Genomic DNA, 23,470 nt, shown 5'->3' with positions numbered 1-23,470 from the left:
TCAGGGCTCCAGCACCCGGACCTGGTGACGGAACGAGAAGACCAGCGCGTGCCGGTCGAGGTCGATGCGCTGCAGCGGGTCGCCACGGCGCCCGGTCAGCGGGTCGGCGGCGAACAGCTTGACATCCTCGACGAGCTCGGTCCCGGGGAGCCGCTGCAGCACCGCGTAGACCTCACCGGCCTGCACGGGGCGTCCGAACGGCCAGCCGTCGCCGTCCGGACCCCCCGACAGCGGGTCGAAGTAGGTGGTGAGCGCTCGGACGGCCGCTGCCTGCAGCACCGGGACGGAGGCCCGCGGACGCGGGACGATGCGCGCCACCACGGTGACGCCCTGGTAGAACGGCGGCTCGACGCTGACGCGCGCGCCGACGGGCCGGCGGTCGTCCAGGTGCGTCGCGATCGCCGCGAGCAGGTCGGGGTCGGGCACGAGGTCCTCGAAGCGCAGCGCACCGTCACCGTCCACCACGGCGGTCGGCACGACGAGCACGCGCACACCGCCCGCGTCCGCCCCCTGCCCGGCCGGGACGCACCGCACCCTGGCGACGCCGGTCGTCGCGGCGCGAGCGAGCTCCTCGTAGTCCTCGGCCGTGACCGCGCGGTCCCGCACGCGCAGCGCCAGCGGCCCGCGCTCCTTCGCCTCGTCGACGGTCTCGGCCGCGACGCCGCCCCCGGCCGCCCGCCGGTTCGACACGCGGTCGACGAACGGCACGCTGCCGCGCAGCACCCGCAGCGTCCCGGCCGCGACGTTGCCGCCGGGGCCACCGCCCGTGCGGTAGCGCGGCACGCGCAGCGGGGCGCCCTTGGGCGGCACGGCGCCGTGCGCACGCAGCGTGCCGTCGGGCTCCCGGAGCGCCGGGGCGAGGTGGACCTCGCCGGCCGCGCGGTCGACGACGAGCACGCGGTCCTGCTCGCCGTGCCCCGCGAACGACTCGACCTCGGTCCACGTCTCCCAGCCGGAGCCGGCCGCGACCTCCACCGTGAGCGGGGGGCCGGCGACGACGGGCCGGTGCTCGAGCTCGAACACCTGCCCGTGCACGCCCTCGGACAGTCCCAGGACCTCCTCTGCCACGGTCTCCGCGTGCTCCGCGGCCACGGTCCCGCCGATCGTGAACGCGCTCGCCTCCCGGACGGTCGGCGACGCGCTGTATGCCGAGTACCCCTCGTCGGGCGGCACCACGCGGCAGCGCAGCCAGCCCGCGCGCCGGTCGGCCAGCACGGATGCGGTGTGCGTGGCGGGGACGTGCACGACGACGTCACCGGGCCGGTTCAGGCCGCCGGTCCCGTCGGACTCGACGTCGCACGGCACCCAGCCGCGACCGTCCCAGGCCTCCCAGACCAGCGGCGGGTGCCGGGGGTCCACCCCGACACCCTGCACGTCGGAGTCGAACCGCAGCACGACGACGCACGACGGCGCGCGGTCGTCCAGGCCGAGGAGCAGCGCGTCGTCGACCTGCGGCAGGTCGGCGAAGACGCCGAACGGTTCCCGGAACGCGAGCTGCTCGTCGTGCCCGACCGGCTCGCCGCCGGCACGCCGCGTCAGCAGGTGCGCGAGCCGACGCGGTGGCACGGTGAGCGCGGCCGTCGTCGTGAAGACGACGGCGTCGTCGCGCTCGGAGTGCGGCGTCGCGACCTCGGTGCCCTCGGGCACCACGACGGGCTCCGGCTGGGGGGCCGACAGCCACATCGTCACGTCGACGGTCGCCGCCGCGGCCGGGTGGAGCCGGACGCCCAGCAGGTCGAGGAAGGTCACGTAGAGCCGGTCGGGCACCCGGTTCAGCCGGTAGAACAGCTCGTCGGTCATGAACGCGACGGTCTCGATGAGGGTGACCCCCGGGTCGGACACGTTGTGGTCCGTCCACTCGGGGCAGCGGCGCTGCACCATCCGCTTGGCATCGTCCACGAGGTCCTGGAACCGCCGGTCGTCGAGGTGGGGTGTGGGTAGCACGTCAGGCTCCGCTGGTCGTCGTCGAGGTCTCGTCGGGGATCGTGTAGAACGGGAAGACGAGGTTGCGCGGGTCGTTGGTGCCCCGCACCGCGTAGTGCACGTCGATGTACAGCAGGCCGAGGTCCTCCCGGTCGTACCGCACCACGACGTCCCGCACCTCGATCCGCGGCTCCCACCGGTCGAGCGCGACCCGCACCGCGTAGGAGACGGAGCCCGCGGTCGAGGAGTCGGCGGGCGCGAACACGTAGTCGTGCACGGCGCAGCCGAACTCGGGCCGCATCGGCCGCTCGCCCGGCGCGGTGGCGAGGACGAGCCGGATGCTCTCCTCGATCTCGCGGCTCTCGCGCGACAGCGCGATGCGCCCGGTCGCGTCGGTGCGCACGGGGAAGGCCCAGCCGGCCCCGACGAACTCCTGTCCCACGCCGCGCCTCCTCGGCTCAGTTGATCTTCACCAGGCCACCGCGGATGGTGGTCGTCGCGTTCCCGGACAGCTCGGCGGTGGCGGTCGCCGCGACCTTGACGGTGGGGGCGCCCACCTCGACGCTCGCGGTGCCGTCGACGGTCACCTTCGGCGCCTTCAGCGTCACCGACTTCGTGCCCTCGAGCGTGATGTCGGCCCCCGTGACCGTCACCGCGCCCGTCGAGGTGCTGACCGCGACGTCCTTCTTGGCCGTCACGGTGACGTCCTTCTCGGCGGTCACGGTCACCGGGCCCTCGGAGACGATCTCGATGCTCGCGTCCGGCTTCTGCACGAGCCGGACCTTCTGCGCCCCCTTGTTGGTGCTCAGCACGAGCTCCTCGCCGTCCGGTTTCTCGACGTGCTCGACGCGCATGCCGGTGCGCGAGACGAACACGCGACGTTGGACCTTGCCGTCGTTGGCGTTGACCTGGTCCGGCTCGGGCGTGTCCTTGCCGTTGTACAGCCCGCCCAGCACGTACGGGTCGCCCATGTCGCCGTCGCCGAACGCGACGAGCACCTCGTCGCCGACCTCCGGCAGGAGGCCGGTGCCGCGCCCGGCGCCGGCGCCGGGCGCCGTGACCCGTGCCCACCCGCTCTCGTACTGGTCGGAGTGCACGGGGAACTTCACGCGCACGCGGCCGAGGCCCTGGGGGTCCTTGACGTCCGTCACCACCGCGCTGAGCACGCCCGGGGTGACCGCCGGGCGTCCTGCGCCGACGACGGTCCCGTACAGCGAGCGCTCGGAGGCACCGGCGACGGTGAAGGAGGTGACGTAGCCGACCTCCGCGGTGAACTCGTGCCGCACGGCGCTGAGCGTGTACCGGCCGTCGAAGGGGCTGCCCATCCCGCGCAGCGTGACCGGCTCGCCCGCCCGCATGGCGGGGCTGCCGTGCGTGGTGCCCTCCAGCTCGGCGAACCCGGAGGCGATCCGGTCCGCCAGGGCGGTGGCCTGCGCGCGGCACCGCGCCGGGTCGCCGACGGACGGCGCGGGCTGCACGTAGCGCGGGCTGCTGAAGGTCTGCGCCAGCCGTGCGGGGTCGGCGTCCGCGAGCACGACCGTGGTGGTGGCGCCGGGCGCGACCGCGACGACCGCCTGCTTCTGGGTGACGTCCCAGCCGCGCACCTCGACCTCGGGAACCTGCCCGGCTGCCGTGACCGTCGCGCGCAGCCACAGCAGGTTCGTGCCCTTCTCCAGCACGTACGGGTTGGTCCGCGCGCCGCCACCGGAGGGGGCCGTGGACGCCTGCGCGGGCCGCGTGAGGTCCAGCGCGCCGTCGACGACACGCACCATCGCGCCGCGCGGGGCGGCCAAGGACGTGAGGAAGTCCCAGTCGTTCACGTTGTCCTGCACCGTGTGCTCGAGCGGGCCGCCGCCCACGTCGCACCGGCCGGCCCGCAGGCCTGCACGGCTCGCGACCTTCCGGGCGATCTCGTCGACGGTCATGTTCCGGTAGGCCTCCATGCGGCGTCCCCGGAACAGCCGGTGCGAGCGGTCGAGGCCGCGCACGACCGTGTGGAACCCGTCCGCGTCCAGCTCGGCCTCCAGCGAGGTGACCTCACCGTCCAGCAGCGGGGCCGGGGCGCCCGGTGCGCTGCTCTGCACGCGCAGCCGCACCCTGGCGCCGATCGTGAAGCGTCCCTTCGTCAGCACGGTCCCCGCCTCGTCGCTGAAGCGCAGCACGAACATGTCGGGGACGTTGCGGCTGGAGTCCACCGAGGCGGCGACCATGAGCACCCGCACGTCGATCGGCAGCTCTTGGCCCTCGACGTCGACCAGGAGCGACGCGCTGTGCTCCTCACCGTGCGCCACGGGCCACCTCCCGCGCCGGTGCCGGGGCCGCCGGCAGCGCCGGCACGGCAGCGCCCGGCAGGCCCGACCGCGACGTGGGCCGTGCGACCTCGTCCGCGGTGGGCAGCAGCAGCCGCCGACCGGGGCGCAGGCGCGCGGGGTCGTCGACCCTGTTGACCTCGGCGACGGCCCGCCACAGGGACGCGTCGCCGTACTCGGCGTAGGCGATGCCGGCCAGCGAGTCCCCGTGCACGACGACGTGCTCGCGGTGCGGCGTCGGGGTGCCCGACGTCGGGTTGGTGCCGGGCGGCTCGCCCGCGAGCTCCTGCAGGGTGACGGTGCACACCGCCCGCACGGGCAGGCCGGCGGGCGTGAACAGCGTGTACTTCGCGTCGACCTTCTCGACGTACCCCACGAACCCGGTCACACCGCCCCACTTCAGCTGGACCCACGGCGGTGAGTCCTTCTTCTTCCCGTGCGAGCTGTCGGTGGGCACGCAGCACCGCAGGAGCTTCTCGACGGTCGGCACGACACCGTCGCCCTGCGCACCGCCGGTGGCGAGGACCACGGACGCGTCGAGGAACATCTCGAGCGTCATGCTCGACGGCTTCGGGCCCTGGTACTGCGGCGGGCTGGCCTTCGTGGACCCCCGCGTCGTCGGGCGCGTCCAGGTCGCGGCCTTGCTGACCGTCAGCTCCTTCGGGTTGAACTGGAACGCGATCGTGCCGATGAGCGCACCGGGCTTGTGCAGCGAGCCGTCGAGCGACGGCTCGTGCAGCTCGAGCAGCGCCTTCTTCAGCGAACCCTCGGAGCCGCCCGCGGTCGTCGCCGCGCCGGCGTCCAGCCCTGTCGGAGCACCTCCCACGTCACGTCACCACCCTGCGCCGTCGTGGAACCCGTGGTGCGCGAGCTCGAGCGTCTCGGTCGCCACCTTGCCGTTCTCCGTGGTCAGCGACGGCCCGGTCCAGCGCACCGGCACGACGCCCAGCAGGTTCCAGGTGACGATGTCCTGGCCGGACGTCGATCGGGCGGTGATCGTCGCGGTCGTCGCGACCAGACCCTGGCTGACCTTGGACAGCCACCGGGCGACCTTGCCCGTGCCGGCGCCCAGCGGGCGCGACAGCTTGACGTTCGGGTACTTCAGCCGCGTCGGCAGCTGCCAGACGCCGGTGTTGAAGCCGCCCTCCTCGCGGCTCTCGAGCACGACCTCGACCCCGAGGCCCTCGCACGAGCTGAAGTGCCCGAGGTCCTCGCCGTCGACCTTCACCAGGTAGTGCACGCCGACGGCGGTGTCGACCTCCTGCAGCACCCTCACCGCCTCGCTCATGGTCCACCTCCCTCGTTCCTCGTCACAGGTCCACCCGCGTACCGCGGCGCTCGCGGTCGACGAGCAGCTGCCCGCGCACGCGCCGCAGCATCGGCTCCGTCAGGCGGCGTGCGAGCTCGTCGAGGTCGGCCGCCGTCGCGGCCGCGAACGGCGACCCCGTCGGGGACGTCGGCGTCGTCGCGGTGCCGGGCACGGCGACCGGGCCGGGTGCGGCGGCGACGGCCGTCTGGACGGTCGGCGTGGGCAGGTGCGGCGCCGCGGCGGTCTGCGACGCGCCTGCGAGTTCAGTCGCCTGGGGGGCCGGCTGCCGGGCGAGCTCGAGCAGCGGTGGGGGGGCGATCGCGCGCTGCACCGGCGCGACCGGCGCGACCGGCGCGACCGGCGCGACCGGCGCGACCGGAACGCCCAGCACGCCCAGCACGCCCGCGCCGGGGACCGTCTCCCGGTCCCCGGGGGGGCTGCCGGTCGGCCACGTCTCGACGGGCGTCCCGAGGCGCGCCGGGGCGGGACCGTCGGGAGCCGACGTGCCCCCGGGGTCGCGCAGCACGGTCCTCGCCGGACGGACGGTGGTCGCGCTCGCGGTCCGTTGGAGGGGCGTCGGGGGGCCGGTGCGGACCGCGGGCGGGAGGCCGGTCGCCCCGCCGGGCGTCGCCGGTGCCTGCGAGGTGGCGCGCAGGGCGCCGCGCGAGGTCGAGAGCAGCGACACCTGAGCGGCGGTCGCGCCGGTCGGCGATGACGCCGCGCGCTGCACGGCGCCCGTCGGGGCGTGCGCGGTGACCGGGGCGGTGCGTCCGCGCGGCGTCACCGGTCGAGGACCGAGGGACGTCACGGCGGGCACCGGCGCGCGCGGTGGCTCGACGGCGGGCACGCCGGGCACGAGGGCGGTGGCGCCGGCCGGGTGGTCGGGGGCGGCGGGCGGAGAGGTCGGGCCCGCCCCGAGGAGGGGCGCCGGGGGGTCGTCGTTCCGCTGGACCGCCGGCACCACCGGCAGGGGACCCGGGGACGGCAGCGCCGCGACGGGACGGGTGGTGCCGGCGGCCGCCGGGGTGCCCGCCGCCGGCCGCACCGGCCCCGCGGGTGCGGGCAGCGGCCGTGACTGCGTGGTCGCGCCGGCGTCGGCGAGCGCCTGGTCGGCGGTGCGCGCGACGACGGGCAGGGCAGGGACGGACGCGACGCGGTGCCCGGGCGTCCCCGCGGTGGGCTGCGCGACGGCACCGGTGGGTGAGGGCGCGTCGGCGTCCGCGTCACCGGCGCCGAGCACGGGCACGTCGTGCGGCGGCGCGGCCGGTGCCTCGGGGCTCGGGGACCGGTGCGCGTCGGACGTCTGCCGCCCGGACACCGGCTGCTCGTGGACCGACTGCTCGTGCACCGACTGCTCGTGCACCGGCTGCTCGTTCACCGGCTGCTCGGTCGCCCGCTGCACGACCCGCAGGTCGGGGGGCGCCGGTGCGGCGCTCAGGTGCGGGCCGACGGTCGGCTGCACCAGGGCCGGCTGCACCAGGGTCGGCGGCACGAGGGTCGGCGGCACGAGGGTCGGCGGCACGAGGGTCGGCGGCACGACGGTCGGGTCCGGGGATGTCGTCCGGCGGGCCGGATCGGGCACGTGCGCCGCGGGGAGCCCGTCGACGCCGGAGGCCGCCCCGGGGCCCGGCGGCGCCGGGGGCGTGGCCGGTGGTGCCGACACGGCGGAGCGGGGGCCCGGGGCCGGCGGCGGGGCGTCGTGCGGCAGGGGTGCACCCAGCCCGACCCGCCGCTGGGCGGTCGGCCCGATACCGGGGGCGGGCCGGACGGGCGCGGGTGCAGGCTCCGGCCGGGCCGCGGCCGTGACCGGCGGGACGCGCACCGCCCCGGGGGTCGGCGTACCCGTCGGTGAGGGCGTCGGGTGGGTCGCGCCGCCGGGGGAGGACCCCGGTCCGGCCGGCACGGCCGGCTGCACGGTGGCGCGCTGCACGGCCGGCCCGGAGGGCAGCGGCGGCACTGTCGCCGGGGCCGTCGCGGGTCGGGAGGATCCGCCGGGTGCCGCACCCGGGGAGACGACCGGCAGCGCAGAGCCGTCCGGGTGCGGTGCCGGCGACAGGGGAGACGTGCGCGGTGCGGCCCCCGAGGCGGGCGCCGCGGTGAGCAGCGACCTGCTCACCGCGTCCCCGGCGGTCGGTGCCGGGGCGTCGGTGCCGCCGCCTCCCCCGGGGACGTCGGCCGGGGCGGGCGGGTCCACGGGGACCGCCCGCAGCACCGGCACGTCGGCGGGGGGTGCGTCCAGACCGGTGAGCACGCCGGTCCGGCGCTGCACCCGCGCGGGGAGGGACCGCGGGCCGGCAGGGGGCAGGAGCGTGAGGTCGACGTCGGCCGACCTCGTGCCCGGGACGGCCGTCCGGTCGCCGTCGCCGTCGACGACCCCGGCCGGCGCGACCGGGCTCACGAGGTGGGACATCTCGCCGGTCAGCAGCGGCAGCGCGCGCGTGGGCAGGGCGGCGGCGAACTCCCCGGCGCGCGTCGTGAGCTCGGTGGCCCCCAGCGTCCGCTGCAGCGGCGGCAGGAACGCCCAGCCCGCGCGGGACTCCGCGAGCACGCGGTCCGCGCCGCGGTCCGGGGTCCGGGCGACGGTCGACGGCTCGGCCCCGGGCGCGGGGCGCCGCCACGGCAGGCGCACGTCAGCGCTCCTCGGTCATGCGGCGGTTGATCGCCGCGATCTCCTGCACGTACCGCAGCCGCTGCGGGTGCTCGAGGTCGAGGATCGCGTCGAGCGACCAGTGGAAGTGGTAGGCGACGTACGCGACCTCCTGGTGGATGCGTTCGGGCGCGTACGTCACGATTCCCCCAGGCGCCCGCCGGAGAGGTCGACGTCGAACCGGTGCGCGCACGACGGGCAGGTCACGGCGGCGCGCGTGTGCCCCTCGGCGTTGATCCGCCGGTACAGGTCCTGCAGGAACGCGACGTCCGACGCGAACATGTTCTCCACGACGGAGGACGAGACGGCCGACAGCGTGCCGAGCGACGTCAGGACCCTGCTGAGCAGCACGACGGTGGTGAAGGCCGGGTTCTCCTGCACGCGTGCGTCGTACAGCGGCAGCAGCTCGTCACGCGCGGTCGCCAGGCGCATCGTGCCGTGACGGTGCAGCACGCCGTCCGCGTCCAGGTAGCCGCGCGGCAGGACGAAGTCGAACTCGGTGCGCAGCGTCTCGCGCGCCGGCGGCCGCCCGTCGGCCTGCTCGGCGACGGGCGGCTCGTCCAGCACGAGCGGGAGCGGGGAGCGTCGCATCACGCGAACTCCATCTCGTCCCAGCAGACCGTGAACGTCTCCGACAACGGCTCGGTGGACCCGGCCTTGAGGGTGCCGCCGAGCTCGACGTCCTTGACCCAGACGTTGCGGAAGTTCATCCGCTTGAGCAGCGTGTTGTCCGACGTGTAGATCGCGACCTCGGCGGTCTTGCGGGCCTCGGAGAGCTTGCCGTCGAACACGGCCTTGAGCCAGTCGGTCACGGTCGTGGAGTCCGTCAGGCCGCGCTTGACCTTGAACTCGCCCGCCTTCTGCCGGCCCATCATCTGCCGGGTCACGAACTTCCCGTCCTGGCCCTGCTGCTGGTAGGTCACCTTGTCGACCTCGGCCTTGAGGCCGCTGACCTCCATGACGTGGGGGATCTGGATGCCGTCGATCTTCACGCTGAACGCGTACGCGGTCGCGAGGTCGAACTGGTCGGGGAGTGCCATCGCTCAGTCACCATCCTTGTCGTGTGTCATTCGGCCGCGAGGCTGGTGCCGCCGGAGAACTGCGAGAGCTGGAAGATGACGAACTCGGCAGGCTTGACCGGCGCGACACCGATGCGGCAGGTGACCTGCCCGGCGTCGATGGCCTCGGCCGGGTTCGTCTCCCGGTCGCACTGCACGAAGAACGCCTCCTCGGGGCTGAGGCCGAACAGCGCGCCCTTGCGCCACTCGTTGACGAGGAACGCGCTGATGGTGCGCCGGATCCGGGCCCACAGGGCGTCGTCGTTGGGCTCGAAGACCACCCACTGGGTGCCGATGAGGATCGACTCCTCGAGGTAGTTGAACAGCCGCCGGACGTTGACGTACCGCCAGGCCGGGTCCGACGAGAGCGTGCGGGCGCCCCACACCCGCACGCCGCGGCCCGGGAACGTGCGGATGGCGTTGATGCCGACAGGGTTGAGCAGGTTGTGCTCGGCGCGGGTGATCTGCGTGGCGAGGGTGATGACGCCACGGACGACCTCGTTGGCGGGGGCCTTGTGGACGCCGCGGGACTCGTCGTTGCGCGCCCAGATGCCGGCGACGTGCCCCGACGGCGGCACGAACCGGTTGCCGCCCGTGGCCGGGTCGAACACCTTGAGGTACGGCCAGTACAGGGTCGCGTACTTCGAGTCGTAGCCGGCCGTGTCGACGCGCCAGTCCTTGACCTGCTGCGGGTTGAGGCCCGGCGGCGGATCGAGGATCGCCATGCGGTTCCCCATGAGCTCGCAGTGCGCGATCATCGCGAGCTGCACGGCCTGGAAGGTCTCGAGGTCGATCGCGCCCTGCTCGAGCGCGGCCACCAGGTCCGGCACGGCCACGATCGTGACCTCGTCGACGGCCTCCAGGCCGCTGAAGCCGGTGCGGTCGGCGGCGTCGCCGATGTAGTCGTCGGCGCCCAGGTCGCCGGTCGCGGGCGGCTCGGGCTCGGGCTCCGGCACCTGCAGCTCCGCGGTGCCCTTGTCGGGCCGGGTCAGCGCGCTGCCCGACGCGAGCTCCTCGATGACGACGAGCTTGCTGTGCTGGTTGACCTTCGTCGCGACGTTGTCGTCGCCGCGCTTGGTGGTGACGTTGTCGAAGGTCTCCGCCTCCTTGCCGTCCACCCGCACCACCAGCTTGAACTGGTCGTCCGGCGGGTTCTCGCCGCCGGCGTCGGCGATCTCGACGCTGAGCTGCTTGGTCTTGGGGGCCCGCTCGGCCGCCTGCACCCGGTACGCCCCGACCACGGCCTGGGCGCCCGCCGGCAGGGCCTTCGGCGCCGCGCGACCCCGGACCTCGTCGGCGTCGGCGGTCTGCTCCTGGCCGATGCGCACGACGTACGCCGTGCTCCCGCCGTTGAGGAAGTAGCCGTACACCGCGTGCGCGAGGTACGACCCGGGGACGAAGTCGCCGAAGGCCTCGGTGAACTGCGTCCAGTTGGACACGAGCGTGGGCTGGTTGAAGGGGCCTCGGGCGGCCATGCCGACGAATGCGGCGACGGAGGTGCCGACCCCTTCGATGGGCCGGGACCCCGCTTCCACCTCTTCGACGTAGACGCCGGGTGACAGGTAGGTCGGCATGTCCCCTCCTCGGGCACAGGGAGTAGATGTTCAGCGTGCGGCGGTGCGATGGTGGCCCGTGAGGCCGGTGGGTCGCGCGACAGGGCGGAGCGGCTGCCCGATCGGGCGCTGTCAGGAGGACCCGAGATCCTCCTCGGGCTCCTCCTCGCGTTGGACGAACGCACCCTGGAGCTCGGCGTCCTCGGGTACCTCCTCGCGCTGCACCGCCGCGGCCACGCCGGCGCCTGCGGTGCCGACGGCCGACGCGCCGGCCGGGGCGGACATGACGTGTTCCGCCGTGGCGGCGGCCGCGGTCTCGAAGCGGTCGCCCGGGTCGGACACCTGGACCCCGTCGCCGGTCGGCGTGCCGTCGACGGGACCGGAGCGCTGCTGGACGACGTGCGTGAGCTCGTGCGCGAGGGTGGTGCGGCCGGCATGGGAGTCCGGGTCGTACGCGTCGCGCTGGAAGACGACGTCGCGCCCGACCGTGTAGGCGTGCGCGCCCACCGCGCGTGCCGAGTCGGCCGCCGCGGAGTCCGTGTGCACGCGCACGTCGCCGAAGTCGGCGCCGAGCCGGGCCTCCATGTCCGAGCGCACACCGGGCTCCAACGGCCGCCCACCCCCCGACGACAGCACGTCGAGCACCGGCGAGCGCTCACCCTCGACGAGGTCGGCCGTGGCGGAGTTCCCGGCCGTGCGCTGCAGGTACGTCAGACCCGCGCTGCCGAGCAGGTCGGGGCGGTCGCCCGCGAGCGCCCGTCCCACCACGGGTGCGGCGCGGTCCTCGTCGACGCGGGGCGAGGCGGTGCGGAGCCCCTCGGGGTGGTCCGCGTGGTCGTGGGAGCGCATCGCTGCCCCTCTCTCGTCGTCGTGCCTCGACGCTGTCACCCGCGGCGCGTGCGCAGCAGGACGTGACGGACGTCCGTCCGGGCACCGGTCCCGCCCGTCCGGGCAACGCGCGGCGACGTGCGGCCGCGCCGGGGAGCGCCGCGTCATCGCAGGACGTGCCAGTACGGGCCGAACTCGCTCTCGAGCGTGAGCCGCCCGAGCTTGCGGTACTCCCGGTAGACCGCCGAGACGACGTGGCGCATGGCGATCGTGCCGCCGTCGGCGGCCGCCAGGTACGCCGCGGTCACGGCGGCCGAGCGGATGGCCCCGCCGGCGAGCTCGAACGCCTCGCCGCAGAACGTCAGGTCGACGTCGTCGTCACGTGGCACCCGGTGACCCAGGCACCGGTCCCACAGGGCGGTGCGCTGAGCCGCGTCCGGGACGGGGAAGTCGACGACCACGTCGAGCCGCCGGATGAACGCGTCGTCGATGTTGGCGCGTAGGTTCGTCGCCAGCACGACGAGCCCGTCGAACGACTCCATGCGCTGCAGGAGGTACGCGCTCTCGATGTTGGCGTACCGGTCGTGCGCGTCCTTGACCTCGCTGCGCCGCCCGAAGACCGCGTCGGCCTCGTCGAAGAGCAGCACCGCGTTGACGCCCGCAGCGCCCGCGAAGATGCGCTCGAGGTTCTTCTCGGTCTCCCCGATGTACTTGTCGACCACGGTGGCCAGGTCGACGACGTACAGATCCAGGCCGAGGTCGTGCGCGACGACCTCGGCCGACATGGTCTTGCCGGTCCCGGAGTCGCCGGCGAAGAGCGCCGCGACCCCGTGCCCGCGCCCGCCGCCGGGCCGCATCCGCCAGTCGCCGAGCACCTGCTCGCGGTGGCGGGCACGGGTCGAGATCTCCCGCAGGGCGGTCAGTGCGCCGGGCGGCAGCACGAGGTCGTCCCACCCCACGGCGGGCTCGATGCGGCGGGCGAGCCGCTCGAGCTCGGTGCCGTTCTCTGCGCGCGCGCCGACGCGGACGTGGTCCACGGTGAGCTCCCCGTCGAGCGTCGCCTGCTGGCGCGCCGCCCGCGCCGCCCGGGTGACCTGCTCGGGACGCAGCCGGAAGGGCGCGGTCGCCGACGCGGTGTCCCGGTGGTCCGTCCCGAGCGAGTGCCGCCACAGCGCGGTGCGTTCCGCGACGGTCGAGGCCGGCACGTCGAGCAGCAGCGGTGGCCACTCGCTCCAGGTGGGGTCCCACGAGCGCCGTCCGACGGCGAGGACCGGGACGCGTGCGGCGACCAGCGCTCGCAGGGCGCGCGGGTGGCCGACGAGGTCCTCGACCCCACCCACGACGAGGCCGGAGCGCGTGAGGTGCGCCTCGCGGACGGCGGTCCGCACGGTTCCGAGCGGGTCGGTGCCCGCTGCGAGCGCCGACCCGTCGAGCACGAGCGCCCCGTGCCCGGCCGCGTGCAGCGCTCGCACCGCGAGCACGCGTCCGGACCCGGTGGGCTGCTCGCGCAGGTACACGAGCCGTGCGCCGCCCGTCAGGGCGCTCACCAGCCGGGTGGGGTCGCCCCAGGCCACGTCGTCCTCGTCGAGCAGCACGCCGTCGAGGGAGCGGTCGGGGGCGTCGTCGCCGAGCAGGTGCCCCACCACACGGTCGGGCACGCGCAGCTGCCGCCCGGGCAGCGGCCGGTCGGGTTCCTCCAGCTCGACCAGCCCCGCGGTGACGAGCGGCCCGTGCAGCAGCCGGTGCCGGCCGTGCGACGACGCGAGCGGCACGCCGCACAGCGCGAGCGCCACCGTCACCGACGGCCGCCGCCGGGTGACGTCGTCGTTGAGATAGCCGAACAGCTGCTCGAACCGCGAGTCGATCTCGCAGGCGAGCGCGACGAGGAGCAGCTCGACGTCGAGAGGCTCGAGCGCGAAGTCGTGCGCGAGCTCACGCAGCCGCAGCCGCTCACCCGCGGCCTGCGCCCGGTCGGCGGCGGTCTCGCTCGCCACCGTGCGGGCGTCGACGGCGTGCGACAGCGGGTCGACCGCGGGACCGGCGAGCAGGCGGTCGACCGCGTCGTCACTGAGGTACAGCCCGCGGAACGGGTCGTCCGGTTGCGGGTCGTCGCGGCGGCGCCGGGCGACCAGCTCGCGCACGCGCTCCTCCACGACCGCCACCCTGCCCAGCACGTGCGCGGTGCTCGCGTCGACCGGCACGCTCACCGTGACCTCCGGCGGCGGGCACCGGCGCGGGACGGCGGCGGCTCGTGCCGGCGGGCGCCGACGTCCGCTGCGCGCCCCTCGAGGTCGGCGAGGTCCACCACGAGGCCCGACTCGACGGGCGGGCCGACGGTGCCGCGGGCCGGCGTGAGCACGGGGACGTCGACCACGACGTCGATGGACGGCTTGAGCTCGCCGCCCAGGGCGGTCCACACGTCGGCGAAACCGCGGTCCTCGGGGGGCGGCAGGCCGACGAACAGCGGCGCCCGCGCACCGGCGGCAGCCAGCGGCGCCTCGAGCACCCTGGCGGGCAGGGCGTCGGTCCGCAGCAGGTGCCGCAGCACCGCGTCGAGGAGCCGGTGCTCGTCCTCGGGGCGTTGCGTCCAGGCGGTCACCAGGTAGGAGAGGCGGAAGTGCCGGGGTGGCTGGTACCGGCTGTCGACCTTCCCCTCGACCCGGTTCGTCAGCTCGCCCCGGGTGCGGCGGCGCAGGTCCTCCCGCAGGTCGTACAGGTAGACGTCGACGGTCGGTGCGTTGCGGCGCGCGGCCCACTCCTTCGTCGGCGCGTCGAGCACCACCTCGACGTCCGGGCTGTCCACCGCCTCGCGCACGAGCGCGCGCAGCGCCTCGTCGACCTCACCGATCATGCGCTCACTCCGATCGTCGCGCCCACCGTGCCCCGAGCCCGCCGCCGGCCGCAGGGGACGGGGGACAGCCCTTGAGGCACGGCGCCGGGGCTGAAAGGGCAGGAGGGCGGGCGCGGTGCCCGATGAGGCGGTCGGCCGTGCCCCAAGGGCGGGCCGCCCTCGGCTGCCGCGGTGCGGTCCGGCCCGGCAGCGTGGCAGGCATGATGTCCGCGGGGGGAGGCCTGCCATGACCGGCGCGAGGGGTGCCCGGGTCGTCGTCCTCGCGCTCGCGGTGGCCCTGGCGTCGGCGGCCGGGGCACAGGGCGCGCCCGCGCTGTCCGCCGGGCCGGCGCCGTCCGCGCTCCCCGCGCCGGTCGCCGTCGAGCCCCGCCTGGCGTTCACCGACGGGGGCACCGCGCTCGTGCGCGCCCGGGTCGGGCACGGGTACGGGGGTGTCCTTCCCCTGGGGGAGTCCGCCCCGGGCCCGGTCGTGCCCTCGCCGTCCCCGTCGGGCAGCCCCTCGCCGTTCCCGTCGGGCAGCCCCTCGCCGTCCCCGTCGGCCACCACCCCGGCACCGTCCCCGACCGGCACCTCGACCGCGCTGCCGGCTCCGACGCCCGCGCCGACCGCCTCGCCGTCGCCGCCGGTGCCGGACCCGGCCGACAGCCAGCCGAGCGGCGCGTTCGCCGACGAGGTGCGGTACCTGGCGTTCGTGCGGCACCGGCCGGACGTGGGGCCGCACCACGGTGGTGACGTCCACGTCCTCGTCAGCAGGCAGGGCAGCCCCGAGCGGGTGGTCCGCGTGACCTGCGACGCCGCGCGCGAGTCGCACCCGGTGGTCTCCCCGGAGACCGGGCGGGTGGCCTGGGCGACCGACGCCGGCGGGTCGTGGGACGTCGCGGTCACGACGCGCTCCGTCGAGGAGCTGGGGGACGCGTGCACGCAGGACGAGACCAGGCGCGTGACGAGCGGCGACGCCGACGAGCTGTGGCCCGCCTTCGTGCCGTCCTCCGACCTGGTCGTCTACTCGGGCACGCGCGACGACCCGGCCGGCCTGGGGGACCTGTGGATGCAGGGCGTCGACGCCGCCGAGAGCACCGCGACGCGGCTCACGCAGAGCGAGCACGCCGAGACGCAGCCGTCGGTCTCGCCGCTCGTGGCCCGCAGCGGCGAGTCGTACGTCCTCGTGGCGTTCTCGACGACCGAGTTCCGGCGGGACGGGTCGGTCGCGCTGCTGCGCCTGACGGGGGACCCGCACGGGGACGGGCCGTTCCGTCCCGTCCCCGACAGGTCCAGGCTCGTGAACCCCTACCAGTCCGACCCCGAGCACTGGTGGGACACCACGCCGCAGGGTTCGGAGCCGGCCTTCGGCGGCCCGACCTCCACGACGTGGGGCGGTGAGGGATTCGTCCTGGCGTCCACCACGACGTCGGACGACCCGGCGGGGGACGTGGCGGTCGCGATGGTCGGCACCCAGGGGGACGCGGACCCGGCGGTGGAGCAGCAGGTCCGCGTGGTCGGTGACGTCGGCCGCCCCGAGACGCACCCGACGTGGACGAGCGGGCTCTCCCCGTTCGGTGAGTGGTACGACGCGGCGGACCTGGTCGCGGAGGTCCCCGCGCCGCCGTCGGTCGTGTCCGACGTGCGGGCGGACGACGGGAGCGGACGCCGCTCGACGACCCCTGCGCGGCCGGGGTGCGGGACGCCCGACGACATCGACGTGCCGCCTGGCGACGCGATGCCCTCGTACTCCCCGGCGGGCGACCGGCTCGTCGTCGCCACGCGCACGGTGACGTGCGAGCTCGACGACGGCGAGTGGGTCGGGTCGCAGGGGTGGGCGCTGCACGTCGTCGACACCACGGACCTGACCTCGGTGCCCCTGGAGTACGACCGGGAGCCCACGGACGTGGACGTGTCGCCGCGGTGGTCGCCCGACGGTCGGCGCATCGTGCTCGAGCGCTACCGCGACGACGGTGAGGAGGTGGAGCGCGGGCTCGTGCTCGTCGACGTCGCCTCGGGCACGACCGGGCCACGCCCGACGCGCGAGCTCGAGCTCCCCGAGCCCGAGGAGTGGGAGTACGAGGTGGGCGTCCGCGACGCGTCGTGGTCGCCCGACGCCACGCGCCTCGTCGTGTCCCGGACCGTCGCGACGTCCGCGGCCCGCGTCGCGGTCCCGGACAGCTACGCCGGGACGACCTCGCTGTGGGTGGTCGACGTCGACGCCCCCGCGACCGCACGCGAGCTCGTGGCCAGGGTCGACTGCGGGTCGACGACCTGTGGGCCGCAGGAGTACGTCGTGCGAGGTCGGTCGCCGGCATGGTCGCCCGACGGCACCCGGATCGCGGTCGCGTCCCTCGCCCTGGTGCGCCGGTCCGGGGACGTCCACGTCGTCGACAACCCCGGAGCGGTCAGCGTCCTCACGCTGCAGGACCCCGCCGCCGGCGTCGTCACGGACGTCCGGGCGGTCACCGGGTTCCATGCCGACGGCACGCCCACCGCCTCGCGTCCGCTCGTCGCGGCGTCCGACGAGCCGGCGTGGTCGCCCGACGGCAGCGTGCTCGCGGTCACCGCCGTACCCGCGGGCCGCTCGCACGAGCTGGGCGTCTGGCTCGTCGCGCCCGACGGTTCCGGTGCGCGGCCGGTGGCCGACGGGCGCGGGCTCGAGACCGACCCGGTGCTGCAGCCGTGGACGGACCTCGTCCTGACGATGACCGCGACGCCCCTGACGGCGGACGGGCCCACGGCCGTCGTCGCCCGGGCGACCAACGCCGGACCCGGACCCGTCGAGCGGGGCGCCGTCAGCATCGCCCTGCCCCCCGGCGCGGCCGCTGCCGTCCCGCCCGCCTGCGGCCTCTCCGCGGGCGTCGTGCGCTGCCCCCTGGTGCGTCTGCGGCCCGGGGAGAGCCGGGACGTCGCCCTCACCGTGACCGGCGACGACGGCGCCACGCCCTTCCTCGCCGTGGCGACCACGACGACGCCCGAGCGTGTCGTCACCAACAACACGGCGCGGGCGTCGACCGGTGTCGACGGCGGGGTCGGCGTCACCGTCGAGCTCGACCGGTCGCCGGTGTACGTCGGCGGCGCGCCCGCGACCGCGACGTTCACGGTGCGCAACGCGGGGACACGGCCCGCGTCGGACGTGCGGCTCGCGCCGGCGCTGCCCGCGGCCGTCGTCGCGTCGGGGCCGCCCGAGTGCCCCGTGCCGGCGGACCCCTGCGCGCTGGGCACCCTGCCCGGCCGCGGGGCACGTGTGCTGCGCGTGACCCTGACGCCGGGACCGGCGTTCGTCGGGCCGCCGGCGGTCGGTGCCGTCACGGGCACGGTGAGCACGTCGTCGCCGGACCCCGACCGGTCGGACGACGTGGCGTCCGTCGACCTCGAGGTCCGCAGCCCGCAGCTGAGCGTCCTGCCCCCGGTCACGCGGCCCGGCGGGGTCGTGTTCGTCGCCGGCCAGTGGTTCCCGCCGTCCGTCGACGTGCGCCTGAGCTGGTCGCAGGGGGTCATGGGGTCCCCGGGCCCGCACACGACCGACGCCGAGGGTCGCTTCGGCACGGCGCTCCTGGTGATCGCCGACACCCTGGTGGCGCCCCGCGACCTGCGGGCGGACGACACGGCGACGCCCGGCGGGTTCGGCCAGGTCGCGGCGCCGGTGCTGATCGTGCCCCCGTCGGTCGCCGCACCGTCGTTCCTGTTCCGCAAGTGACGGGGCGGGCGCCTTCCGGGCCCGCCCCGTCGGAGCCTGCCGTCAGATCAGCCCCTCGCGCAGCGCGTACGCGACCGCGTGCGACCGGTTGCGCAGCTGCAGCCGTGTCGTCACGTCGTGCAGCACGTTCTTCACGGTCCGCTCCGAGTACGCCAGGTGCTGGGCGATCTCCGCGGTGTCGTAGCCCTCGGCGACGAGCTTGAGGACGTCGATCTCCCGCGCCGCCAGACCCGTGAAGGTCAGACCGCGCGGCCGCAGGACCTGCCGCTGCAGGGTGCCGACCTGGTCGAGGAGCCGACCGAGCAGGTCGGGCGGGACGGAACCCTCGCCCGTCACCGCACCGCAGATCACCCGCACCAGCCGGTCGGGCGTCGCCTCGCTGCGGCGCAGCAGCCCGAGCACGCCCGCCTCCACCGCGGTCACGACGTCGCCGTCCTCCAGCCGCCCCGCCACGAGCACCACCTGGCTGGGGCTCTGGCGGCGCACCATCCGCACGAGCCGCAGCGCGTCCTCGTCGACCGAGTCCGCCACCACGACCGCGACCTGGGACGCCGCCGCCTCGTCGGCCGCCAGCACCCGCACCTCGGGCCGCGGCCGCAGCGCGCTGACCACGCCCGCCTCGGAGATCGGGTCCCGGGCGCTCACCCACACCGCCACACGTTCCATGTCCTGCTCCTGCCACCCCCCGGGCGCCCCCTGCGGACGCCGCGTGCGCCACAGCATGCGCCGCGGTTCTGATCGTGCAGTCAACGTCGGCTCAACGGGCGCCACGGGTGCCCGATCGGCCGTTCGCGCGGTCGTTCCCGCGCCCGGCGCAGCGACCTAGCGTCCGGGGGCATGACGACGACGGCGAAGCTGGACCCGGCGCACGTGGAGCTCAGCCCCGGCACCGAGGCGGTGGTGCCCCTGCAGATCCGGAACACCGGTGACGTCGTGGAGGGCTACCGGATCGAGGTGCTCGGGGTCCCCGCCGCGTGGACGTCGGTCGAGCCGTCGGTGGTCGAGGGGCTCTACCCGGGTGCCGGGACGACCGTGACGGTGCGGTTCGCCCCACCGCGCTCGTGGAGCGTGCCGGCGGGCAACCTGGACTTCGGGATCCGCGTCGTGCCGTTCGAGCACGTCGAGGAGACGGTCACGCCGGAGGGCGTCGTCGAGGTGCTGCCGTTCCTCGACACGACGGCCGAGCTGCTCCCGCGCACGTCGCACGGCCGGTACGGCGCACGTCACCAGGTCGCGCTCGACAACCGCGGCAACGTGCCCGTGACCGTGTCGCTCACGGCGGCCGACGACGCCGGCGCTCTCGGCCTGAGGCTGCGCCCCCAGATCCTCACCGTTCCGCCCGGCACCGCCGAGTTCGCCGACCTGCGCGTGCGGCCCCTGCGCCGGCTGTGGCGGGGCGCCGACCGGACGAAGCCGTTCGTCGTGACGGTCGCGGCGGAGACCACCTCACCGGTCCTGCTCGACGGCACGCACGTGCAGACCGCGACCGTCCCGCGGTGGCTCCCCAAGGCGCTGCTGGCGGCGCTCGCGCTGCTCGCGCTGCTCGTGGCGCTGTGGTTCACGGTCCTCAAGCCGGTGGTCGAGTCGGCGGCCCGGTCGTCGGTGGCCGACGAGGTCGCGCAGGCGCAGGAGGCCGCGCAGGAGGCCCAGGAGGCGGCCGCCGCCGCGCAGCAGTCGTCGGCGGGCGCCGGCCAGTCCGCTGCCGCCGCGCAGCAGCAGGTCGCCGAGATGGAGGAGTTGACCCGGGACTTCCTGCCGCCGACGGAGATCCTGGCGCCCACGACCCGGCGCCTCGTGCTGCGCACTGGTCCCTCCACCACGCTCGTCGACGGCGAGGACTTCGTGGTCCCCGCAGGCTCGACCCTGCGCCTGACCGACCTGGTCCTGAGCAACCCGCAGGGCGACTTCGGGCGGCTGGTGCTGGCGCAGACGCCCGAGGGCAGCAGCGACGAGGTCGTGCTGCTCGACGTCGCGCTGGAGAACTTCCGCGACAACGACTTCCACTTCCAGACCCCCATCGTGCTGCCCGCGGGGACCCGGCTCACGATGTCGGTCCTGTGCCGGCAGCCCGGTGCCCCCCTGAACCTCGTCCCGCCCCCGACGGAGTGCGACGACGCGCTGGTCTTCAGCGGCACGCTCGCCACGCCCGTCCCGACGCCGGCGCCCTGACGTGCCCACCGGCCCCGCGCTGCGCGTCGGTGACATGGCCGTGTGCCCCCTCATGGACGGGCCGAAGCCGCACGTGGGCGGGCCGATCACCCCGGCGGCCGGCGTCGTGACCGTCCTCGTCGGCGGGATGCCCGCCGCGGTCGCCAACGGGGTCCCCGGGTCGATCCCGTGCGTCTCGCCGGCTCCGAACGGCATCGCGGTGGGCTCCCTGACGGTTCTCGTCGGGGGCTTCCCGGCTGCGCGCCTGGGGGACCTGAGCATGCACGGCTCTCCGGTGGCGCCCGGCCCGGGGTGCCCGACGGTCGTCGTCGGGGGCTGACGCCCGGGCGTATCCCCGGCGGCCGGTCGCGCCTCCTGCCTCACGAGGCCCGCGCCGCGACCGGTGGGGGACAGGACGGGAGGTGAGCGATGCCGGACCGCATCTGCACCGCCTGCGGGGCGTCGAACCCGCGGACGGCGACCTTCTGCGGCACGTGCGACGCGTACGTCGACTGGGCCGACACGGTGACGGGCACGGAGCCGCCGGACCCGGTGCAGGTCGCCGCGGACCGGACGGGGCCCGCGTTCCCTCGCGGCGGTGAGGACGCCCCGGGCGCGGCCGCCGAGCCTGCCGCCCGGGCCCCCGTCGCGACGGTCGAGGCGGGGGACGTCGTCGTGGCGCCCGACGCCCCGGGGACGGCGACGCTGCACCTGCGTAACGTCTCCGACCTCGTCGACGGACTGATGGTCCGCCCGACCGCGCCGCCGCCGTGGCTGGTGGCGACCCACGAGGACGCGCACCTGATGCCGGGGGAGTCGCGCCGCGTCGTGGTGACGTTCGCCGCCCGGCCCGGCGCTCTCGTGGTCGCGCAGCGGACCACGCTGGAGCTCGCCGTGCGCTCGTCCGTCGACGCCACGAAGGTCACGCACCTGGAGGTCGTGCTGACCGTGCCGCGCGAGGGCCCGCCGCCGACGCTCACGGCGCGCCCGGCCCTCCTGCAGCTCGCCGACACCGACGAGGGCGTCCTCACGCTGTCGGTCGACAACCGGGCCGCGAACTTCCCCCGGCGCTACCGGATGTCGGCGCACGACCCGCAGGACGTCGTGCGGGCACGGTTCCTGCCGCCGCTCGTCGACGTGCCGGCCGGTGCGGCGGTCGACGTGAGCGTGCAGGTCACCTCGCCCGCAGCGGCGCCCGGATCCGAGGTGACCCGGCAGGTCACCCTCACGGGGGCGGGCGTCGACGAGCATGTCGAGGTGACGGTGACGCTGGTCCAGCGCACGGCCGCGCCGCCGCCCGCCGTCCCGGTGCGGCTGCGTCTCGAGCCCAGCCATCTGCGCTCCGAGGACGGGCGTGCCGTGGGGTTCGAGGTCGTCGTCGACAACCGTGCGGGGCACGCGGCGGCGGCCGTGGCGCTCGCGGGCCGCGACCCCGCGCACCGGGTCGCGTTCACGCTCGCCGAGGACCGGCTGGTCGTGCCGGCGGGCAGGGCGGTCCGGGTCCCGGCGCACGCCCGGGCCCAGGTCCCGCCGGCGGGGACGACGCAGTCGCTGCCGTTCGTCGTCGTGGCGGGCGACGGTCCGACGGAGGTGGAGGCCCCCGGTCTGCTCGAGGTGAGCGCGCGTCCGGCCCCCATCAGCACGGCGAGGCTGTGGGTCGAGCCGGCGACGCTGGTGACGCAGCGCCGTCAGGGCACGTTCCTCGTCCACGTCGACAACCGCCGCGGCGGTGACCCGCTGCAGGTGCGGCTCGCCGGCTCCGACGAGCTCGGGCGTGCGCGGCTGCGCTTCACCCCCGCGGCGGTCGTGGTCCCGCCCGGTCAGGTCGGCACCGTACGGCTCGCCGTGGACGCCGCGCGGTCCCCGGCGGGTGGCTCGTCCTCGCGACGCCTGCGGGTCGCGGCGACGGACGGACGGGAGGCCGTCGAGACCGAGGCGGTGCTGAGCCAGTCGACGCCGGACCGTCGGCCGGTGGTCAAGCGGTGGTCGGTCTGGCTCGGTGCGGTGCTCGCGTGCCTGGGAGCGCTGCGGCCCTGGCTCGGCACGGTGGTCGACCCGGAGGCCGTCGTCCGGGTGGGGTCGGAAGCCGTCGCGGGCGACCGCGAGGCGATCGCGTTCACGGCGACGGCGGGCTCGAGCGTCCTCGTGCTCCTGCTCGCCCTGCTGATGCTGCTGGGCCTCAACGGGTCGCGTGGGCGGGGGATCCGGTTCGCGGCGCTGCTCATGGTGCTGCTGGCGCTCGCCGCCGGTGTGCTGGGGACCCCCGCGAGCGGTCTCGTCCTCGTGCTGGTGGGCGCTGTCCTGGGGTTCGTCGGCGGCGTGCTCGCGCGCGCGTCGGCGGTCAGCTCCTGACGCGGACGACCCGCCGGTGGAGTCGTCGTCACGTCGCACGGCAGCACGGCCTTCGGCGCGCCCCGGGCGCCCGCCTCAGGCGCCGGCGTGGGGAACGTCGTCGCTGCCCGTGCGGTCGCCGACGAACCGCGCGAGCTCGGGGTCGTCGGAGACGACGCGGTCCACGACCTCGGACGCCGTGCACGTGCACAGCCCGATGGTGAGCCGCGCGCCGTCGCGCCCCAGCACCCGCCACACGGCCCCGGAGTCCTCCCAGCGCCGCAGCGCCGTGACGGCGTCGCTCATGCGGGGCCGACCTCGTCGAGCGGGGGTGTCAGGCGCCCCTCCGGGTCCAGGCGCTCGAGCAGGGTGCGCATGAGGTCCTCGAGCTGCGTCACCTGCTCGGGGCTCAGGGCGTCGACGACGAGGTCGCGCGCCGTGGCGACGTGGCCGGGTGCCGTGTCCACGACGAGGTCCCAGCCGGCCGCCGTGAGGTGCGCGTCGGTCGCCCGTCGGTCGTCCGGGCTGGGCGTGCGCTCGACGAGCCCGCGGCTCTCCAGGCGCTTGACGACGTGCGAGAGGCGGGGGAGCGTCGCGTTCGTGCGCTGCGCGAGCGCGGACATCCGCAGCGTGCGGCCGGACGCCTCGGAGAGCATCGCGAGCACCTGGTACTCGTAGTGCGTCAGCCCCGCGTCGCGCTGGAGCTGCGAGTCGAGCTGGGCGGGCAGCAGCTCGGCCACGGCGACGAGGCCGAGCCACGCGCGCAGCTCCGCAGGACTGAGCCAGTGGGGGTCGGTGGGCACCACGACATCCTACCGCGCTCGGTTGATG

The 23,470-nt window shown here is 75.7% G+C and carries 20 protein-coding genes; 4 read left to right on the top strand and 16 right to left on the bottom strand.

The features are described from left to right. The 13 genes from CFLA_RS11475 to CFLA_RS11420 all read right to left on the bottom strand — a co-directional run bounded on the left by CFLA_RS11475 (position 1) and on the right by CFLA_RS11420 (position 14,478). Entirely contained in the window at positions 1-1,944 is a 1,944-nt protein-coding gene (locus tag CFLA_RS11475; protein WP_013117494.1) for a putative baseplate assembly protein, read from the bottom strand. A 1-nt stretch (position 1,945) separates the two neighbouring features. Further along, entirely contained in the window at positions 1,946-2,365 is a 420-nt protein-coding gene (locus tag CFLA_RS11470) for a GPW/gp25 family protein (RefSeq protein WP_013117493.1), read from the bottom strand. A 16-nt stretch (positions 2,366-2,381) separates the two neighbouring features. Next, positions 2,382-4,214 (bottom strand): VgrG-related protein, encoded by a 1,833-nt coding sequence (locus tag CFLA_RS11465; protein ID WP_013117492.1) that lies wholly within the window; start codon positions 4,212-4,214, stop codon positions 2,382-2,384. Continuing rightward, positions 4,201-5,058 (bottom strand): CIS tube protein, encoded by an 858-nt coding sequence (locus tag CFLA_RS11460; RefSeq protein ID WP_013117491.1) that lies wholly within the window; start codon positions 5,056-5,058, stop codon positions 4,201-4,203. The genes CFLA_RS11465 and CFLA_RS11460 overlap by 14 nt, the downstream gene beginning before the upstream one ends. 6 nt (positions 5,059-5,064) lie before the next feature. Beyond that, positions 5,065-5,520, bottom strand: coding sequence for a phage tail protein (locus tag CFLA_RS11455; RefSeq protein WP_013117490.1), 456 nt, complete (start codon positions 5,518-5,520; stop codon positions 5,065-5,067). 22 nt (positions 5,521-5,542) lie between these two features. Beyond that, positions 5,543-8,170, bottom strand: coding sequence for a hypothetical protein (locus CFLA_RS19750; RefSeq protein WP_013117489.1), 2,628 nt, complete (start codon positions 8,168-8,170; stop codon positions 5,543-5,545). A 1-nt stretch (position 8,171) separates the two neighbouring features. Next, on the bottom strand, positions 8,172-8,330 hold the full coding sequence (locus CFLA_RS20475; RefSeq protein WP_013117488.1) for a DUF6760 family protein: 159 nt from the start codon (positions 8,328-8,330) through the stop codon (positions 8,172-8,174). Further along, complete coding sequence (locus CFLA_RS11445; protein ID WP_013117487.1) at positions 8,327-8,779, bottom strand: hypothetical protein; 453 nt, start codon at positions 8,777-8,779, stop codon at positions 8,327-8,329. Before CFLA_RS11445 ends, CFLA_RS20475 begins: the two co-directional genes overlap by 4 nt. Continuing rightward, the gene (locus CFLA_RS11440) at positions 8,779-9,228 is read right to left on the bottom strand and encodes a phage tail protein (RefSeq protein ID WP_013117486.1); all 450 of its coding nucleotides are present in this window, start codon (positions 9,226-9,228) and stop codon (positions 8,779-8,781) included. The genes CFLA_RS11445 and CFLA_RS11440 overlap by 1 nt, the downstream gene beginning before the upstream one ends. Positions 9,229-9,254: 26 nt before the next feature. Next, positions 9,255-10,820: a phage tail sheath family protein gene (locus CFLA_RS11435; RefSeq protein ID WP_013117485.1), complete on the bottom strand. Its 1,566-nt coding sequence runs from the start codon at positions 10,818-10,820 to the stop codon at positions 9,255-9,257. A gap of 111 nt (positions 10,821-10,931) precedes the next feature. Then, a complete protein-coding gene (locus tag CFLA_RS11430; protein ID WP_013117484.1) occupies positions 10,932-11,648 on the bottom strand; it encodes an eCIS core domain-containing protein in 717 nt (238 codons plus the stop codon). A gap of 143 nt (positions 11,649-11,791) precedes the next feature. Further along, positions 11,792-13,834, bottom strand: coding sequence for an ATP-binding protein (locus tag CFLA_RS11425; protein WP_013117483.1), 2,043 nt, complete (start codon positions 13,832-13,834; stop codon positions 11,792-11,794). Further along, positions 13,831-14,478 carry a Pvc16 family protein gene (locus CFLA_RS11420; RefSeq protein ID WP_013117482.1) on the bottom strand — a complete coding sequence of 216 codons (648 nt, stop codon included), beginning with the start codon at positions 14,476-14,478 and terminating at the stop codon, positions 13,831-13,833. The genes CFLA_RS11425 and CFLA_RS11420 overlap by 4 nt, the downstream gene beginning before the upstream one ends. Positions 14,479-14,704: 226 nt before the next feature. On the opposite strand from CFLA_RS11420, the gene CFLA_RS11415 reads away from it, so the two are divergent. Further along, positions 14,705-18,160, top strand: a complete 3,456-nt coding sequence (locus tag CFLA_RS11415; RefSeq protein WP_013117481.1) for a TolB-like translocation protein — start codon at positions 14,705-14,707, stop codon at positions 18,158-18,160. 42 nt (positions 18,161-18,202) lie between these two features. Here the strand turns inward: CFLA_RS11415 and CFLA_RS11410 are convergent, their stop codons facing one another. Next, complete coding sequence (locus CFLA_RS11410; RefSeq protein WP_013117480.1) at positions 18,203-18,826, bottom strand: response regulator transcription factor; 624 nt, start codon at positions 18,824-18,826, stop codon at positions 18,203-18,205. A 171-nt stretch (positions 18,827-18,997) separates the two neighbouring features. Here CFLA_RS11410 and CFLA_RS11405 point away from each other — a divergent pair, with 171 nt between their 5' ends. From CFLA_RS11405 to CFLA_RS11395, 3 genes are all read left to right on the top strand, one after another. Next, on the top strand, positions 18,998-20,329 hold the full coding sequence (locus tag CFLA_RS11405; RefSeq protein ID WP_013117479.1) for a COG1470 family protein: 1,332 nt from the start codon (positions 18,998-19,000) through the stop codon (positions 20,327-20,329). A 1-nt stretch (position 20,330) separates the two neighbouring features. Continuing rightward, complete coding sequence (locus CFLA_RS11400; RefSeq protein ID WP_013117478.1) at positions 20,331-20,648, top strand: PAAR domain-containing protein; 318 nt, start codon at positions 20,331-20,333, stop codon at positions 20,646-20,648. An 89-nt stretch (positions 20,649-20,737) separates the two neighbouring features. After that, complete coding sequence (locus CFLA_RS11395) at positions 20,738-22,660, top strand: COG1470 family protein (RefSeq protein WP_013117477.1); 1,923 nt, start codon at positions 20,738-20,740, stop codon at positions 22,658-22,660. Positions 22,661-22,735: 75 nt separating this feature from the next. Here the strand turns inward: CFLA_RS11395 and CFLA_RS11390 are convergent, their stop codons facing one another. Both CFLA_RS11390 and CFLA_RS11385 read right to left on the bottom strand, forming a co-directional pair. Then, complete coding sequence (locus tag CFLA_RS11390) at positions 22,736-22,945, bottom strand: hypothetical protein (RefSeq protein ID WP_013117476.1); 210 nt, start codon at positions 22,943-22,945, stop codon at positions 22,736-22,738. Continuing rightward, positions 22,942-23,442: a MarR family winged helix-turn-helix transcriptional regulator gene (locus tag CFLA_RS11385; RefSeq protein WP_013117475.1), complete on the bottom strand. Its 501-nt coding sequence runs from the start codon at positions 23,440-23,442 to the stop codon at positions 22,942-22,944. Before CFLA_RS11385 ends, CFLA_RS11390 begins: the two co-directional genes overlap by 4 nt. Positions 23,443-23,470 lie beyond the last annotated feature (28 nt).

Origin of the sequence: Cellulomonas flavigena DSM 20109, from assembly GCF_000092865.1 — a bacterium.
In the GTDB taxonomy this organism is placed as follows: Bacteria; Actinomycetota; Actinomycetes; order Actinomycetales; family Cellulomonadaceae; genus Cellulomonas; species Cellulomonas flavigena.
Note: the sequence above shows the minus strand (reverse complement) of the source record. Positions and strands in the feature narration are given on the sequence as shown.

What these genes read in the sequence shown, in the direction of transcription:
- CFLA_RS11415 (WP_013117481.1), top strand. Translation starts at nt 14,705, where the DNA reads ATGACCGGCGCGAGGGGTGCCCGGGTCGTCGTCCTCGCGCTCGCGGTG.
- CFLA_RS11395 (WP_013117477.1), top strand. Translation starts at nt 20,738, where the DNA reads ATGCCGGACCGCATCTGCACCGCCTGCGGGGCGTCGAACCCGCGGACG.
- CFLA_RS11440 (WP_013117486.1), bottom strand. Translation starts at nt 9,228, where the DNA reads ATGGCACTCCCCGACCAGTTCGACCTCGCGACCGCGTACGCGTTCAGC.
- CFLA_RS11455 (WP_013117490.1), bottom strand. Translation starts at nt 5,520, where the DNA reads ATGAGCGAGGCGGTGAGGGTGCTGCAGGAGGTCGACACCGCCGTCGGC.
- CFLA_RS11430 (WP_013117484.1), bottom strand. Translation starts at nt 11,648, where the DNA reads ATGCGCTCCCACGACCACGCGGACCACCCCGAGGGGCTCCGCACCGCC.
- CFLA_RS11445 (WP_013117487.1), bottom strand. Translation starts at nt 8,779, where the DNA reads ATGCGACGCTCCCCGCTCCCGCTCGTGCTGGACGAGCCGCCCGTCGCC.
- CFLA_RS11435 (WP_013117485.1), bottom strand. Translation starts at nt 10,820, where the DNA reads ATGCCGACCTACCTGTCACCCGGCGTCTACGTCGAAGAGGTGGAAGCG.
- CFLA_RS11405 (WP_013117479.1), top strand. Translation starts at nt 18,998, where the DNA reads ATGACGACGACGGCGAAGCTGGACCCGGCGCACGTGGAGCTCAGCCCC.
- CFLA_RS11390 (WP_013117476.1), bottom strand. Translation starts at nt 22,945, where the DNA reads ATGAGCGACGCCGTCACGGCGCTGCGGCGCTGGGAGGACTCCGGGGCC.
- CFLA_RS11420 (WP_013117482.1), bottom strand. Translation starts at nt 14,478, where the DNA reads ATGATCGGTGAGGTCGACGAGGCGCTGCGCGCGCTCGTGCGCGAGGCG.
- CFLA_RS11410 (WP_013117480.1), bottom strand. Translation starts at nt 18,826, where the DNA reads ATGGAACGTGTGGCGGTGTGGGTGAGCGCCCGGGACCCGATCTCCGAG.